Here is a 16,432-nt window from a genome sequence, read left to right as displayed (position 1 = left end):
CTATTGTCTTGCATAAACTCGGCATTCACTTGAAACAATAAAAAGGCTATTCTCACAGTTAGGGGTGTACATCCTTGTCAAAGCAAAAACATAATGGCTTGACGATATTTGCAATTGGTTCCATTCCGCTTATTTTGGTCTTAGGAAACTCAATGCTTATACCAGTGCTACCTAAGATGAAGTCAGAACTAGATATATCTCAATTTCAAGTTAGTTTAATCATTTCTGCATTTTCGATTGCAGCTGCTATTTCGATCCCTGTTTTAGGTTACCTATCCGATAGATTTTCTCGCAAGGCCATCATTATTCCATCTCTAATCCTATATGGAAGTGGAGGTCTTCTAGCCGGTGCGGCTGCTGCCTGGTTTGACAATTCCTATACCTGGATTTTAGCAGGAAGGATTATGCAAGGCATGGGTGCTGCAGGTACAGCTCCTATTGCCATGGCGTTAACAGGAGATTTATTTAAAGGGGGACAACAGAGTAAAGTCTTGGGATTGGTAGAAGCGTCCAATGGGTTTGGAAAGGTTATCAGCCCTATTATCGGTTCGCTTTTAGCCTTAATCTTTTGGTATGCAGCGTTTTTCGCCTTTCCGATTTTCTGCCTTATGTCCTTGTTATTAACCATCTTTTTCATTAAAGAAAAGAAAACTAAAAAGGAACCCCCGCCAGTTGGTAAATATGTGAAGGGTCTTGTATCTGTTTTTAAAACCGAAGGACGCTGGTTATTCGCTGCCTATGTAACGGGTGCTACCTGTCTATTTACACTTTTTGGGATTTTATTTTACATTTCAGACATCTTGGAAAAGGATTATAAAATTGATGGTGTCATGAAAGGCTTGATATTAGCAATTCCGCTGCTTGTCATGACCACCACCTCCTATATAACCGGAAGTAAAATTGGTAAAAAGATGAAGCTAATGAAGACATTAATCATAATAGGATTATTGCTCATGACCACTTCATTTGCATCACTGATTTTCTTTAAAAAATTAGTGCCTTTTTTCGCTGTCCTATCTGTAAGCAGTATTGGAACAGGACTTGTTCTCCCATGTATCAATAGTTTTATCACAGGATCTGTTCCAACAGACCGAAGGGGTTTTGTGACTTCCTTATACGGTTCTGTGCGATTCTTAGGGGTAGCCATTGGTCCCCCTGTATTCGGCTCCCTAATGGCATGGTCGAGGTCTGGTATGTTTTTAGTCACTGCTGGTTTAACTTTATTTTGTGCCCTGCTTTGTATGGTACTGATTCACGTAGCGAAAACCAAGCCATCGGAAGAAAGTGAAAGTGACACATTATTTGAAAAATTGCAATTCACTTAAGACATGTAGGATATAAAGGAGAAGATTTACTTGCAAATTTATTTTTCACCTGAAGTTATTACACCTGAATACCAAGTCTTAAATGTCGTAAATTCCAAAAATAAGGGTGTAGGAAATGTTGCCTTTTTATTTGATGAAAAGAAGCTGTATGTTTACGGGATTTTAGAAGATGAAGAAGTGGGATCAGATTTTAAAGACTTGGTCACTCCCTATATAAAAGGTTTAGCTAAAGCTAAACCAGGGCTTGATATTCTATCCTGTTTGTATGTCGGCTGTAAAAAAATTAAGCTAAAAGAAGAAGAGCAAGAAGAAGAATAAGAAAAAATTAGGGGACGGTATTAACCGTTCTCTTTTAATTTGGGTCTAGGCAGTAGTAACATGGCATTTAACCACTTCATAACTTATTGGTAAGCAAGTTAGACAAATATGGAGTGTGTGGCCTAATGAGTATTGGAATTATTCTAATGGGGCTATTAATTGGATTTATGGTTGGTTTGACCGGTGTTGGCGGTGCAGCATTGTTAACACCAATATTAATATTATTAGGGATTAGTCCTTCCATAGCAGTGGGAACAGACTTGGTTTATAATTCTATCACCAAGCTTTTTGGTTCCTTTCAACATTGGAGACAAAAGACGATCAATCTTACGTTGGTGAAATATCTAGCTATTGGCAGTATTCCAAGTGCAATTTGTGCAGTCGGAATTCTCCATCTGTTTGACTCATTTTTTCATAACCAAGAACAAGTAATTAAGCATGCTTTAGGTTACGTTTTAATTTTAGTGGCATTGACTACCTTAATTAAAACGTTTGCTAAAGGGAAATTAAAGGAAAATCCTATCCAAAAGAAGCCGCTTCACGAGAAGCGAGGTTTAACAATTGGCATTGGGGTTATCTTGGGCTTTATTGTTGGGTTGACTTCTATTGGTTCGGGTTCTTTGTTTGCCTTGGCAATGCTTTATCTATACAGAATGAGTCCTTCAGAGCTCGTCGGAACTGATATTGCCCATGCATTTTTACTGGTTACCGCTGCTGGATTTATGCATGCTGGGATTGGCAATGTTGATTATTTATTAGTCATGAACTTGCTAATGGGATCCATACCAGGTGTATTGATTGGAAGTAATTTATCCTCAAAATTCCCAGCTAAACCATTAAGAACGATTATGGCCATCATGATTTTGATTAGTGGTGTTAAACTGATTTAAAAAACACGGTACACACCGTGTTTTTTTCTATTATAAATAGAAAATGAAAAACCTGTCCTTCTCCAGAACAACCAATCATATACTTATGGTAGAGATGGTAATTGCAGGAGGTCATTATGTTTATCATTATTGAAAAAGTAGTACTTGGGATGGCTTTTTTACGATTAATATCTGGTAGCATTGAAATATTTGCAGCTATCCTTATGATTAAATTTAATACTGTGGAAAAAGCACTGATGGTTAACTCTTCACTTGCACTCATCGGTCCGGTTATTTTAGTTTTAACAACCTCTATTGGGTTAATAGGATTAGTCGAGAAAATATCAATCATGAAATTCGTCTGGATTGCTCTTGGAGTTAGTTTTATCTTTATAGGGGTAAAGTCCTCATGAAAAACTACATAAAAAGAAAGCCTATCATCGACTAATGATAGGCTTATTTATGTGCTTGTCTAGTAGCATCTTGTGGATTCAGTATTCTTGCCCGTGTATTTTTTAGCGGGATTGGTGTGCGAGCAAGCATGATCCGGAAGTCCTGCGGATTAAATGGAATGAATGGATATAAATAAGGAGTATTCATACTCTTTGTTCTTGCTAGCATAATAATCCACAATGTAATTCCGATTGCTAGACCTGGTACTTTAAATAAAGCGACCATGATTAAAAAGAAAACACGAAACAATCGGTTTGCTAGACTCAATTCATAGCTTGGTGTGGCGAAAGTTCCGATTGCTGCAACCGCTACATAAAGGACTACCTCATGAGTAAAGATCCCCACCTGTACGGCCACATCTCCAATAATAATCGCAGAAACGATACCGAGTGCCGTTGCAAGGGCGTTAGGAGTATGAATGGCTGCCATTCGCAGTATTTCTATCCCAATTTCTGCAATAAGAAATTGCCATATCAATCCAATTTCGCCAGAGTCTTTCACACCAATAAACTTCCACCGGTCAGACAGCAGCTGCTCATTGGTAGCATAGGTATACCAAAACGGTAAGAGGAATAAGGATGCCAGCACCGCAATAAATCGGGCCCACCTTAAGAAGACACCTACGATTGGCTTTTGGCGGTATTCCTCTGCATGCTGTAAATGGTGCCAATAGGTAGACGGACAAATCATCACACTCGGTGATCCATCCACAACAATCAGGACATGGCCTTCCATTAAGTGAACCGCACTTGTATCTGATCTTTCCGTATAACGGACCATAGGATATGGATTATAATTTCGGCCAAAGACAAATTCTTCAATTGTTTTTTCACCCATCGATATTCCATCAACAGAGATACTTTCAAGCTTATCTCGTAACATATTTACATGATTAACATCAACAATGCTATCAATGTATACTAACGCAATATCCGTCTTTGACCGCTCACCAACCTGCACATATTCCATGACGAGAGACCGGTCACGCACACGCCTTCGAATCAAGGCTAAATTAAAAACAATTGTTTCAACAAAACCATCGCGCGGACCACGTACAACACGTTCAATATCAGGCTCTTGAGGAGAACGAATCGGATATTCACGTGCATCAATCAGAATAACTTGCTTACAGCCTTCCACAACTATTGCAGTTTGACCTGCAAGTACTTGGGCAATTGCTTCTTCTAAATCCTCTGACGTATTAACCTCCACATGAGGAATAAAGGTTTTAAAAAGCTTGTCGATTGGATTGTTTTCAAAATCCTCTGGTTTGCGCTTCTCAATTTCCTTCATAATTAACAGCAGGATATTGGCTGTAGCGAAACCATCAACCTGGAACATCCCAAACTTCAGTCCAACATACTCCAGAGGCCGGTGAATGACATCAAAGTTTTTCCCTATCCGTAATTCTTTGATTAAATACTCAATATTATCTTCAAACTTTTCTTTTACCGGAATTTGCGTTCCTTTTTTACCCAAGCCTGCCAACTCCTAAAATTTTCATATTGATATTTTGCAGCAAGCCTGGGTGATATATACTAACATTTCGTGTTTTTACAAGTATTTATTCTAGTAAAAACTTTTCAATTGTCTTTTGTATTTCATTTTCTGTATAAACGAACCAAATTTCACTGCCATCTTTTAGAGATGACATTTGCTGTATCGCTTCCTCTTTTAACTGGAAGGCGACCTTTTCTCCCTTGATATCAACCTCAAAGGAATGGGGATCGATTTGACCTGTGAACACGCCTGAAGCTTTTGTAAATAATGATTTTTCAACCAATAAATCCATTACAACCTTAGCTTGCTCCTCTTCTGCTGTTAAAAAAACTTCAATTTTATAGGTTCCATTATAAAGGTCAGAAATGGTAAACGAGTTTTGAATTTCTTGATTATTGTCAAACGTCATCTCAGTGATGGCCTGTGTTGACATGACTTCATCAGAATACTGTTTAACTTTTTTTCCTTTCTCATCATAGACGATATAATCCGCCTGTAACCCGCTTGTAAACGATAGTTTTATAGGTCCCCCAGATATATTTTTCACTTTGTAATTAATAATCGTAGAATTGTTTTCTTCCATCATTTCAATCGATGGATGAACTTTTGCTGCGATCTCATTTTGCATTGGGTTCTCCGCTGCGACCTCTTTCTTCATAACCCCATTATTCGCGTTTATTTGATTTCCAGTACCGCAAGCACTTAATAGTCCAACTAGTAAAACGATTATCATCTTATTAAATGGCATAAAAAAACTCCTTTTAATCGAATTACTTTAATAGTCGATTAAAAGGAGGATAGAGTTACATCTTTATAGAAAGATTTTTAAATCCTAAAGACCACCAAGGTAGGCTTTTTTGATTTCTTCACTTGCTTGTAATTCTGCTGCTGTTCCGGAAATTTCAACTCTGCCTGTTTCGATTACATAGGCACGGTCAGCAACCGATAGTGCCATATTCGCATTTTGTTCAACTAGAAGGATGGTTGTGCCATCCTGATTGATTTTCTCGATAATTTGGAAGATCGTTTTTACCATTAACGGGGCCAATCCCATTGAAGGCTCATCAAGTAAAAGCAGCTTCGGTTTAGCCATAATCGCTCTTCCCATCGCAAGCATTTGCTGTTCTCCCCCAGAAAGGGTTCCCGATAACTGCTTTCGACGTTCTTCCAGTCTTGGGAAAAGCTCATAAACGTTTTGAATATCTTTCTTGATTTCCTTCGAATCTTTTCGTAAATAGGCACCTAGTTCCAGGTTTTCCTCGACACTCATATTGGCAAATACACGGCGCCCTTCTGGCACATGTGAAATACCGGACTTCACAATCGACTGAGGAGCCTTTCCTGAAATGGAGCTGCCTAAGTATTCAATTGTCCCAGACTTCGGCTTAAGCAGTCCGGATAATGTCTTAAGAAGAGTACTTTTCCCTGCTCCATTTGCACCAATTAGGGTAACAATTTCCCCTTCATTGATTTCTAATGAAACTCCTTTAAGGGCATGAATATTACCATAAAATACATTAATTCCATTTACTTTAAGCATGGTCACTCGGAACCTCCTCTCCTAAATATGCCTCGATTACTTTTGGATGATTACGAATTTCATCAGGAGTTCCAGCTGCAATCAGCTGCCCATGGTCTAAAACATAGATTCTTTCACAAATCCCCATAACAAGCGCCATATCATGTTCAATTAGCAGAATGGTTAAATCAAATTGTTTTCGGATAAAAGCAATTAATTCCATCAACTCATGTGTTTCCTGAGGATTCATACCAGCAGCTGGCTCATCAAGCAGCAATAATTTCGGACTGGCAGCCAATGCTCTGGCTATTTCTAATCTTCTTTGCTGACCATATGGTAAGTTCTTTGCTTTTTCATCTTTAAAACGGTCCAATTGAAAAATCTTTAAAAATTCCAGCGACTTTTCCTCCATCACCTTTTCTTCGGAGAAATGGGAAGGAAGGCGAAAGATGGAACTTAAAATGGAATGCTTCGCTAAAGAATGATAAGCCACTTTAACATTATCTAATACAGATAATTCATTAAATAGTCGGATATTCTGAAACGTACGGCTGATTCCATTTCGTGTTACTTGGTATGGAGCAAGACCATTTAGTCTTTTTCCATCAAACAAAATGTCACCCTCTGTTGGGACATATACACCAGTAAGTAAATTAAAGCTCGTTGTTTTCCCGGCACCATTTGGACCAATCAAACCGACCAATTCACCTTGACCCAGCTCCATATTAAAGCCTGAAACCGCCTTAAGCCCGCCAAATTGAATACCGGCATTTTTAACCTGTAGTAAAGCGCCCACGTTAATTTCCTCCTTTCACACTTTTCTTTTTACCAAAGAAATCGGTAATTTCACGGGTACCCATTAAGCCCTGTGGACGATAGAGCATGACAACAACCAATACAATACTGTAAATAATCATCCGAGTCTCAGGATATTGCTGTAAGTACGTTGAAATAATTGTTAAAAGGATCGCAGCAATCACGGAACCAGACATACTACCAAGTCCGCCTAAAACCACAAAGATTAATATGTCAAAGGATTTTAAGAAACCAAAGTTTGTTGGCTGGATAATGTAAAAGTTATGCGAAAATAAACCACCGGCAATGCCTGCGAAAAAGGAACCAATGGCAAATGCCGCCACTTTATAAAAAGTTGTATTAATCCCCATTGCGTCTGCCGCAATTTCATTTTCCCTAATGGCTATACACGCTCTTCCATGCCGTGAATTCGTAAAATTGGATATAACAAGAATGGTAATAACAAGACACACAAATGCGCTTGTCCAAGTCGTCATATTGGAAACCATCATTCCTGCAGCGCCGCCAACATACTCAATATTTAAAAACACAATTCTGATAATTTCACCAAATCCTAAAGTAGCAATAGCCAGATAATCTCCTCGAAGTCTTAAAGTAGGAATACCAACAAGAAGGCCAGCTAAAGCCGCAACAATTCCGCCAATAATAATGGCTAGAACGAAAGGCAGTTCAAATTTCATGGTAATGATCGCTGAAACATACGCTCCTACTGCTAGGAATCCCGCATGCCCAATCGAAAATTGTCCGGTAATCCCAATAACCAAGTGTAGACTTACCGCTAAAACGATGTTAATAATCATTAAAATCAGCATGTTGCTATAAAATGCATTTAATATACCTGTTTGAATCAATCCTTGGCCAATTCCATAAACCAGTACTGCTAAAATGAGAAATAGCCAGAATTTACTTACCTTTTTCATCTGTCTATCTCACCTACACTTTCTCTCTTGTATTTTTTCCAAAGATGCCTGAAGGCCTAAAAATAAGAATCAGGATTAAGATAATAAATGCTGCAGCGTCTCTCCATAGCGAGAATCCCATTGCACTTACCACTGATTCCACAACTCCTAGGATAAGACCACCAACCATAGCTCCTGGGATAATTCCGATTCCACCTAAAACCGCCGCAACGAAGGCCTTTAAACCAGGGATAATCCCCATCAGTGGTTCAATCTTTGTATAATAAACACCAAAGATAACACCAGCTGCCCCTGCTAATGCAGAACCAATTGCAAAGGTATAGGAGATGGTCCTGTCTACGTTAATCCCCATTAAACGTGCAGCATCCATATCATGTGAAACGGCACGCATCGCTTTACCGATCTTCGTACGGTGAACGATAAATTGTAATATAATCATTAAGCCGACAGACACGCTTAGGATAAAAAGGGACTGTGAGCTAATTTGAGCTCCGAAAAGGTTAAAGCTTGTGCTTGGTAACACATTATCAGGATACGCCTCTGGCTGTGCTCCACGAGCGTAAATTACTCCATATTCTATTAATAGCGACATTCCGATTGCTGTTATTAAAGCCGCAATTCTAGTCGCATTTCTAAGACGTTTATAGGCTATTCTTTCAATCAATACTCCAAATACTGCACAAAATGCCATTGAGAATAATAATGCTGGAAAGAAGCCTAGACCCCATCCCTTAATCGCATAAAACCCGACGAACGCACCTACCATAAAAACATCACCATGGGCGAAGTTAATTAATTTTATGATTCCATAAACCATGGTATAGCCTAATGCGATTAAGGCATAGATGCTACCGAGTGATATTCCGTTTATCAATTGTTGTAACCACTCCATTGTTCTCACTCCTATTTATTCCAGATTTAACCTTTAAAAAAGTAAAATGGAAGGATTATCCTTCCATTTTACTAAAATAGTACTTTTAAGGATTTACTTTTGTGTTAAACACTTGTTTACCATCTACATATTCTAAAATTGTTGCTGTTTTGATTGGATGATGATTTTCATCAATTGTTACTACTCCAGTAACAAGGCTTAAATCTTTAGTTTTCGCTAATTCTGCCTGAATCTTGCTAGAATCAGTGCTGCCTGCACGCTTAACCGCATCTGCTAAAAAGTAAACCGTGTCATAGCCAAGTGCATTAAAGGCATTAGGTGCTTCGCCTTTGTTCTGTTCTTTAAATGCTGTTACAAAGTTTTGCACTTTTTCATCTGGATCTTCAGATGAATAATGGTTTATTAGGTAGGTATTATTTAATGCTTCTGCTCCAGCCAAATCAACTAACTTTGGTGAATCCCAGCCATCAGCACCGACTAATGGAACATCGATTCCTAATTCACGCGCTTGCTTAACAATTAAGCCAACTTCTTCATAATATCCTGGGATAAAGATGAATGAAGGATTTTTTGCCTTGATTCGTGTTAATGTTGCACGGAAATCTGTATCCTTTGCTACATAAGCTTCTTCCGCAACAATCTTTCCACCTGCTGCTTCAAATGTTTCTTTGAAAGCGTCAGATAACCCTTTAGCATAATCACTTGAGTTGTCAGCGAAAATCGCTGCATCTTTGATTTTTAGCGTATCTAATGCAAAATTCGCAGCCACAGTTCCTTGGAATGGATCAATAAAAGAAGTACGGAAAACGAATGGTCTTACTTTCCCTTTTTCATCTACAGTAACTGTTGGGCTTGTACCACCTGGTGCGATTAGAACAGTTTTCGTATCGTTCGCAATCTGAGCCTGAGCAACTGTATTACCGCTTGTTGCTGCCCCAATAACAGCTGTTACCTTGTCTTGGCTTGTTAACTTAATAATACCGTTTGTAGCCTCTGCTGCTTCTGATTTATTATCTACTTTTACAACCTCGAATTTTTTGCCATCTACTCCGCCATTTTTATTGATTTCATCAACAGCCATTTCAATTCCTTTTGACATTGATTCACCATATGACGCAACATTTCCGGAAAGCTCTAAGTTAATACCCAATTTAATGGTATCTGAATTACTGCCTCCTGAACCTTCTTTCGCTCCTCCTGCACATCCTGCTAATACGCCAGCAAAGATGGTAGAAGCCATAAACACACTAGCTAATTTCTTATTCATGGTGTTTTCCCCCTTTGATTGAATTTTCAGATACTAAGAATCGTAAATTAGTATCTTTCTTGACCCCATGAGATTTGTTTATAGGATAAATTAATTAACATAAGTTATTGTAGTACTTTTTTCATTATTAGTCTAGTATATTATTTCAATATTTCAGAACTTTTTATTTTTTATAAAAATTGAAGCGCTTTCTTGTAGTTATAAGGCTTTTTTCATAGAGAATTAACGATTTTTCCGAATTGCTTTTTTTCCGATTTATATAAAAGCCAATTTAAATATTATTCCAATTTATGTATTTAATGATGATATATTTTTTTAATATATGCTTGGATTCGAAATTCCCCATACGTCAACAAACATTATTTTACAAAAAGAAAGAAGACTGATTTCGTCTTCTTTCTTTTTACTCAGATGTATCCTTTACCACCTATGTGCCTTTGCATTTGATCTCGTGATAATGTTGTGTTGAGAAATTTTTGTATGTCCGTTTACCTGAGAACTAGCACGCTTAGGCCTTGTCCAATTATTAAAGAACTTTTGAGAATGTGGATCCAAATGATCTTGAGTACTCACAATGAATCACCTCAATAGTTAGTATAGGGATACTCTGAAATGCGATATTACAGGAATATCACTTATAGTATTTGATTTTGGCTATATAAAAATACACATCATTTAAAGCAAATCCGCGTTTTGTTTAATGAATATCAAAAAATCTAACATAAGAAATCGTGGAGGTACCCACGCGTCATTATTATGACATAATCCTTTTTTCCCCTTCGATGGCTTTGATAGGATCAATATTTTGCGTAAATTCAAGTGTTCCCATGTATTTACCACTTTCATCCCTAATAGCAAAATAACGAATGTATACATATTTATCACGAAACTTAATCCAGAAATCTTCTGTATCCTTTCTCCCTGCTTTAAAGTCAGCTAAAAGTTCCTCCACCACATGTACACTTCTTGGCGGATGACAGTTTTGAACTGTACGACCAATAACTGCCTTTGTACGGGCAAAAATTCTTTCTTTACCATGAGAGAAGTATCTTACCACATCATCCTGATCAATGAACGTGAGATCTACAGGTAAATGATTTAACAGCAGCTCCAACTGTTTTAAAGATAATATTCCTGTTTCCATTTTAATGTACCCTTCGGAAATTGCTTTTTCATCCAATCCATGTCTTTCAGGCTTCCAGACCTCCGTTGGTGCAATTAAGCAATAACCAATTTCGTCACTCTCTCGTGCAATTTTCACCCATTCATCTTCGGTAAAATTGTTCAATGCCATCGGGAAAAGAATATTTTCTTCTCTGTAAATCATGGTAATAACTTCTTGAATGACAAATTTAATTCCTTCGATAACAGCCTGTTTCTCCCCATTATAAGAGGCTAATTTTTTCCTTGCGTCTTTAATGGCGTCACGGATAAAATCGTTAATCCGCCACATGTTGTTTGTTGGTCCATAAATGCCGTACGTTTCTAAATAAGGGAATATTAAATTCTCTTTCCGACTATAGTGCTTATCAATATCAAGTAGTAAATTGATGTCTTCTAAAAGGAGAAGTACATTTTCTTGGTTATCTTCAAACTCAAACTGATCTAAATGAACTTGAAGTTGAGTATTTACCAATTTATCTAATTCTTTATTTTCTAATATAAAAGTGTGTACTGGGTGGCCAGGTTGTTCCTCTGGCTTGTTAGTTTTTTCTACGTCTTCAATTGCTCCTTTAAAAATTTCTGTGTGTTTTGCATGTAAACGATGCATTTCTTCTACTGATAGGTCACCAAAATCATGCTGAAGCTGTGAAATTTCTTCAATTGTAATTTTTCCAATAAACGCATCAAAATGTGCTTTTACCTCATTAACATTTTTTCCATCATGGAGATCTTTAAAAATTTGCTTTAAGATAGCTTGACGTTTATTTGGGTTATTAGTTAATTGTTCACGATTATTAATTAATTCACTCATTGGAATTCTCCTTCGCAATTTGGTTATTTATGCTATTAATAATTATTCTCATACATAAAATAACACCTTTTAAAATGTCTGATTGTGATTAACATCATTGGTACAGAAAAAAACTTTGTAAATGTGATAAATTTAAGAACAAATTATGGCAGAGAAATTGACAGCAGTTTTTATCCGTGTTATGTTTATCTCGAATTAGAGATAAATGTTTTCAAGATATCAATTATCACCCTGTCCTATGGAGTGTATTGGGCTTTCGCAGGGAAAAATAAATTTAAACATCACTTAACTGGAGGAATAAATTTGAACCACTTAAAAGGTATCCACCATGTAACAGCGATAACAAGCAGTGCCGAGAAGAATTATGAATTTTTTACTTATGTATTAGGTATGCGTCTTGTTAAAAAAACAGTCAATCAAGATGATATTCAAACCTATCACTTGTTTTTTGCGGACGACACAGGTAGCCCAGGAACAGATATGACCTTTTTTGATTTTCCTGGAATACCAAAAGGTGTACATGGAACAAATGAGATTTCAAAAACTTCCTTCCGTGTACCAAATGACGCAGCAATCGATTATTGGGTGGAGCGTTTTGAACGATTGAACGTAACTCATACTGGAATAAAGGACCAATTTAATAAAAAAACCTTATCGTTTGTTGATTTTGATGATCAACAATACCAATTGATTTCAGATGAAAACAATGAGGGAGTTGCCTCAGGCATACCTTGGCAAAATGGCCCGATTCCATTGGAATTTGCGATTACCGGATTAGGCCCTATTTTTGTACGCATAGCTAATTTTGATTACTTTAAAGAAATGATGGAGAAGGTACTACTCTTTAAAGAGATAGCTCAAGAAGGAGCCTTTCACTTATTCGAAGTAGGTGAAGGAGGAAATGGCGCGCAAGTAGTGGTGGAATACAATGCGGTCCTGCCACAGGCACGACAAGGATTTGGTACGGTTCACCATGCAGCATTCCGGGTTGAAGATCGTTCCGTATTAGAGGAATGGGATCAGAATATGCAGAGCTTTGGATTTCAAACATCTGGCTTTGTGGATCGCTACTTTTTCGGTTCACTTTACTCAAGAGTGGCTCCTCAAATATTATTTGAATTTGCAACTGACGGTCCTGGTTTTATGGGTGACGAACCATATGAAACCCTTGGTGAAAAACTATCATTACCCCCATTCTTCGAGTCAAAACGTGATCAAATCGAAAGACTTGTTCGTCCTATAAATACTGTAAGAAGTACGATTAAATTTAATAAGGAATAAAAAATGAGCGGATCCTTCGGGTAACGGGTTACGTTACCTGTCGTAAAACCCGATAATGCAATCCAATTTGTACTGCCTGCAATTAAAAGTAAAATGGCTTAGTTCACTAGACTAAGCCATTTTTAATATCCACTTTTGGTGCCTGTTGAACTAACCCAGACCTAATTCATAACTATAAAACAGTTCCCTTTAACAACTTTTTTTCATTATTTGATAACGGTGCATCCTCTTCTTCAATATTCTGCTCACCTCAACCATAAAGAGCGGACCCTCACGGACCCAGATGAGGGAATCATATGGTTTAGTAAATAAGCGGAAAAATTTCTCTTAATTAGGACATAGCACTGAAACTACCTTAAATAGACGGAAAAATTCCGACTATTGACACGAAAAGCATGAAAATGGGTAATTTTGCTTTGCTTAAACGGAAAACCTCCGTTTATATACCCGAACTGATCCCTATTCTGCAGTCTAACCGGAAATTCTCCGCTTATTTTAAATATCACTGCTTACTCAATTTAAGGAGAAGACTTCTTATGCTTCAAAACATCAATAGATGATCCCCTAAATATGAAAAAGTGCCAGCTACAAAAGGCAGCTGGCACTTATTATTACTATCTACAGCGTTGTAATGATTGGACCATTTTTTGTTAGGATGATGGTATGTTCGTACTGCGCAACAAAACTTTCTTCAGTTACATATGTCCAGTCGTCACCTTCAACTTGAAAAACTTCCTCTTCTTTGGTTGAGATGAAAGGCTCGAATGCGATTACCATGCCTTCCTTCAAAAGTTCGTCATCCCACGTATCATGATAATTATAAATATGGTCTGGAGCTTCATGAATTCTTCGTCCGATTCCGTGTCCTGTTAGGTTCATGATGACTGTTAATCCGTGCTGTCGCGCCGTTTGGATGACGGCTTTACCAAGTCCACTTTTCTTTGAACCAGGTTTAGCTTTCTTAAGACCAGCTTCAAAAGCCAATTTAGCCACATCACAAATTTTTGTTAAGACTTCCTCTCCTTCACCTACTACGAAGGAAATACCTGTATCAGCGAAGTAGCCATTCTTTGAACCAGATACATCAATATTTACGATGTCACCTTCTTTAATGACTCTCTTCCCAGGAATACCATGGGCGACTTCCTCATTGACGCTTATGCATGTGTAGCCGGGAAAATCATATTCACCCTTTGGTGCTGAAATGGCACCAGACTTCTCGAAAAGCTGGCCAGCTATATCATCTAATTCTTTTGTAGTTATACCAGGTACCGTTCTTTGTACCAATTCATCTCTAATTTCAGCACAGATTTTGCCGATTTCTTTCAGTGCTTGAATATCTTCTTCTGTTTTTGCAATCATGTGTTTTCCCTACTTTATCAATTTAATATCGTTGTAAATTTTCCATTCTTATATTTTAGGCTTACTACTAGTAAAAATTCAAGTATGTTTCCTTATTATTATGAAGGTAATGATCCTAAAAGTTATTCTTCTTGCACCCAATGGGCTGGCCTTACTAATTTACCTGGTAATTTAGTATGTTTGTTTCCCTTAGCCGCATTGACTTGAGCCTGAGTAAGAAAAATACTCCCAGTAAGATTTGCTCCACTGATATCCGCATCCCTAAAATCTGCGCCGATGACATCACTCCATCTTAGATCCGTATTTCTAAGGTCTGCGGCAATTAGTAAGGCACCTCTTAGATTTGCACCCCTTAAATCAGCGCCCTGCAACTTTGCCCCTAAATAATCCATTCCCCGCCGTGTATCTTTTTGCTTATTAGTGACTTGAGGACGAACCAATTCGCTTGTATGTATCAGTAATTTGTTTACCTTAGCTCTATGCTCGGTCACATCTATGCTCAAAATGAATTCTGGACTTTTGACAGTAAGTTCTTCAGTCTCTATAAGACAATAATGCAATTCTTTATAGATTGATTTTGCAGCGTCTATAGTTAATGCTTCATTTAAATACCAAAGCATTTCATGAAGTTGCTGCATAATTGGATAAACATCAAACATCTCTTGAGCAACTTCTTTGTTTGCCCGCCAATCCTTACCATTATAAGTGATTTGGGATACCTTTTGACCAGCGCCAAAGCATTCATAAGCCGAACAGCCACGAAATCCTTTATTCCGAAGTTCATTATGTATGCCGCATAAATAATTGGATTGTAGATTACGACATGGAGTTCCACCGTCTTTATCAAAGGCAAAATCGGCTGATTTTGCATAAGGCAGTGCCACGCAGCACAAACCAAAGCAATTTTCACAGTCAGCACGTAAATTATTTAATATATTGTCGTCTAATAATGCACTAGACAAAATAAACACACTTCCTTCTATTAAAAAACTAGCCTATTATCCTTTTTTAAAAATCTCAACTAGATATTATCTTAACACATAATACATTAATACGTCTTTTCCTCATCAATGTATCTTTCTTCCTTATTATATATATAAAGTTTTGTTTGCCCTTCAGGACAAACAAAAAGAACAACCTTTTCAAGTTGTTCTTCGTTGTGCCTGGCAACGTCCTACTCTCACAGGGACAAAGTCCCAACTACCATCGGCGCTGAGAAGCTTAACTTCCGTGTTCGGTATGGGAACGGGTGTGACCTTCTCGCCATTGCTGCCAGACTATTTTGTTGAGGTTTCATTCCCTCAAAACTAGATAATTTCAGAAGAAGTTGTAAAAACGAGTTTGCCTTTAAAAAATTGGTTAAGTCCTCGAACGATTAGTATCAGTCAGCTCCACATGTTACCACGCTTCCACCTCTGACCTATCAACCTGATCATCTTTCAGGGTTCTTACTAGCTTGACGCTATGGGAAATCTCATCTTGAGGGGGGCTTCATGCTTAGATGCTTTCAGCACTTATCCCGTCCGCACATAGCTACCCAGCGATGCCTTTGGCAAGACAACTGGTACACCAGCGGTGCGTCCATCCCGGTCCTCTCGTACTAAGGACAGCTCCTCTCAAATTTCCTGCGCCCACGACGGATAGGGACCGAACTGTCTCACGACGTTCTGAACCCAGCTCGCGTACCGCTTTAATGGGCGAACAGCCCAACCCTTGGGACCGACTACAGCCCCAGGATGCGATGAGCCGACATCGAGGTGCCAAACCTCCCCGTCGATGTGGACTCTTGGGGGAGATAAGCCTGTTATCCCCGGGGTAGCTTTTATCCGTTGAGCGATGGCCCTTCCATGCGGAACCACCGGATCACTAAGCCCGACTTTCGTCCCTGCTCGACTTGTAGGTCTCGCAGTCAAGCTCCCTTGTGCCTTTACACTC

16 protein-coding genes and 2 rRNA genes (1 of these 18 running past the window's edge) are annotated in these 16,432 nt (G+C 38.2%); 5 read left to right on the top strand and 13 right to left on the bottom strand.

Features of this window, described 5'->3' with window-relative positions:
- The first annotated feature begins 74 nt into the window (after positions 1-74).
- The 4 genes from ABC255_RS12350 to ABC255_RS12335 all read left to right on the top strand — a co-directional run bounded on the left by ABC255_RS12350 (position 75) and on the right by ABC255_RS12335 (position 2,925).
- The gene (locus ABC255_RS12350; RefSeq protein ID WP_412993833.1) at positions 75-1,325 is read left to right on the top strand and encodes an MFS transporter; all 1,251 of its coding nucleotides are present in this window, start codon (positions 75-77) and stop codon (positions 1,323-1,325) included.
- A gap of 30 nt (positions 1,326-1,355) precedes the next feature.
- Positions 1,356-1,643 (top strand): hypothetical protein, encoded by a 288-nt coding sequence (locus ABC255_RS12345; RefSeq protein ID WP_412993832.1) that lies wholly within the window; start codon positions 1,356-1,358, stop codon positions 1,641-1,643.
- A 125-nt stretch (positions 1,644-1,768) separates the two neighbouring features.
- A complete protein-coding gene (locus tag ABC255_RS12340) occupies positions 1,769-2,533 on the top strand; it encodes a sulfite exporter TauE/SafE family protein (RefSeq protein WP_412993830.1) in 765 nt (254 codons plus the stop codon).
- Positions 2,534-2,649: 116 nt separating this feature from the next.
- The gene (locus tag ABC255_RS12335) at positions 2,650-2,925 is read left to right on the top strand and encodes a YqhV family protein (RefSeq protein WP_179600951.1); all 276 of its coding nucleotides are present in this window, start codon (positions 2,650-2,652) and stop codon (positions 2,923-2,925) included.
- A 43-nt stretch (positions 2,926-2,968) separates the two neighbouring features.
- Here ABC255_RS12335 and ABC255_RS12330 read toward each other — a convergent pair whose 3' ends face one another.
- The 9 genes from ABC255_RS12330 to ABC255_RS12290 all read right to left on the bottom strand — a co-directional run bounded on the left by ABC255_RS12330 (position 2,969) and on the right by ABC255_RS12290 (position 11,854).
- Positions 2,969-4,444 (bottom strand): spore germination protein, encoded by a 1,476-nt coding sequence (locus tag ABC255_RS12330; RefSeq protein ID WP_412993828.1) that lies wholly within the window; start codon positions 4,442-4,444, stop codon positions 2,969-2,971.
- Between the two features lie 85 nt (positions 4,445-4,529).
- Complete coding sequence (locus ABC255_RS12325) at positions 4,530-5,213, bottom strand: BsuPI-related putative proteinase inhibitor (protein WP_412993826.1); 684 nt, start codon at positions 5,211-5,213, stop codon at positions 4,530-4,532.
- A gap of 84 nt (positions 5,214-5,297) precedes the next feature.
- On the bottom strand, positions 5,298-6,005 hold the full coding sequence (locus tag ABC255_RS12320; RefSeq protein ID WP_412998548.1) for an ABC transporter ATP-binding protein: 708 nt from the start codon (positions 6,003-6,005) through the stop codon (positions 5,298-5,300).
- Positions 5,998-6,780 (bottom strand): ABC transporter ATP-binding protein, encoded by a 783-nt coding sequence (locus ABC255_RS12315; RefSeq protein ID WP_412993825.1) that lies wholly within the window; start codon positions 6,778-6,780, stop codon positions 5,998-6,000. Before ABC255_RS12315 ends, ABC255_RS12320 begins: the two co-directional genes overlap by 8 nt.
- 1 nt (position 6,781) lies before the next feature.
- Positions 6,782-7,720 carry a branched-chain amino acid ABC transporter permease gene (locus ABC255_RS12310; RefSeq protein ID WP_412993823.1) on the bottom strand — a complete coding sequence of 313 codons (939 nt, stop codon included), beginning with the start codon at positions 7,718-7,720 and terminating at the stop codon, positions 6,782-6,784.
- A gap of 13 nt (positions 7,721-7,733) precedes the next feature.
- A complete protein-coding gene (locus ABC255_RS12305; protein ID WP_179600960.1) occupies positions 7,734-8,612 on the bottom strand; it encodes a branched-chain amino acid ABC transporter permease in 879 nt (292 codons plus the stop codon).
- A gap of 85 nt (positions 8,613-8,697) precedes the next feature.
- A complete protein-coding gene (locus ABC255_RS12300; RefSeq protein ID WP_412993821.1) occupies positions 8,698-9,879 on the bottom strand; it encodes an ABC transporter substrate-binding protein in 1,182 nt (393 codons plus the stop codon).
- A 420-nt stretch (positions 9,880-10,299) separates the two neighbouring features.
- Positions 10,300-10,452 carry a YpzG family protein gene (locus ABC255_RS12295; RefSeq protein ID WP_179600964.1) on the bottom strand — a complete coding sequence of 51 codons (153 nt, stop codon included), beginning with the start codon at positions 10,450-10,452 and terminating at the stop codon, positions 10,300-10,302.
- Between the two features lie 181 nt (positions 10,453-10,633).
- Positions 10,634-11,854, bottom strand: a complete 1,221-nt coding sequence (locus ABC255_RS12290; protein WP_412993819.1) for a DUF438 domain-containing protein — start codon at positions 11,852-11,854, stop codon at positions 10,634-10,636.
- Positions 11,855-12,157: 303 nt separating this feature from the next.
- Between ABC255_RS12290 and ABC255_RS12285 the strand changes: the two genes are divergently transcribed.
- On the top strand, positions 12,158-13,135 hold the full coding sequence (locus tag ABC255_RS12285) for a ring-cleaving dioxygenase (protein ID WP_412993817.1): 978 nt from the start codon (positions 12,158-12,160) through the stop codon (positions 13,133-13,135).
- Between the two features lie 618 nt (positions 13,136-13,753).
- Here ABC255_RS12285 and map read toward each other — a convergent pair.
- The 4 genes from map to ABC255_RS12265 form a co-directional block, all read right to left on the bottom strand.
- On the bottom strand, positions 13,754-14,497 hold the full coding sequence (gene map, locus ABC255_RS12280; RefSeq protein WP_412993816.1) for a type I methionyl aminopeptidase: 744 nt from the start codon (positions 14,495-14,497) through the stop codon (positions 13,754-13,756).
- A gap of 122 nt (positions 14,498-14,619) precedes the next feature.
- On the bottom strand, positions 14,620-15,462 hold the full coding sequence (locus tag ABC255_RS12275) for a pentapeptide repeat-containing protein (RefSeq protein WP_412998547.1): 843 nt from the start codon (positions 15,460-15,462) through the stop codon (positions 14,620-14,622).
- A gap of 196 nt (positions 15,463-15,658) precedes the next feature.
- Positions 15,659-15,774 (bottom strand): 5S ribosomal RNA (rrf, locus tag ABC255_RS12270).
- Between the two features lie 78 nt (positions 15,775-15,852).
- Positions 15,853-16,432 (bottom strand): 23S ribosomal RNA (locus tag ABC255_RS12265); it runs 2,381 nt beyond the window's last position.

The organism is Neobacillus canaveralius (assembly GCF_047237705.1).
In the GTDB taxonomy this organism is placed as follows: Bacteria; Bacillota; Bacilli; order Bacillales; family Cytobacillaceae; genus Neobacillus; species Neobacillus niacini_K.
This window is presented reverse-complemented; position numbering and strand designations above follow the sequence as displayed.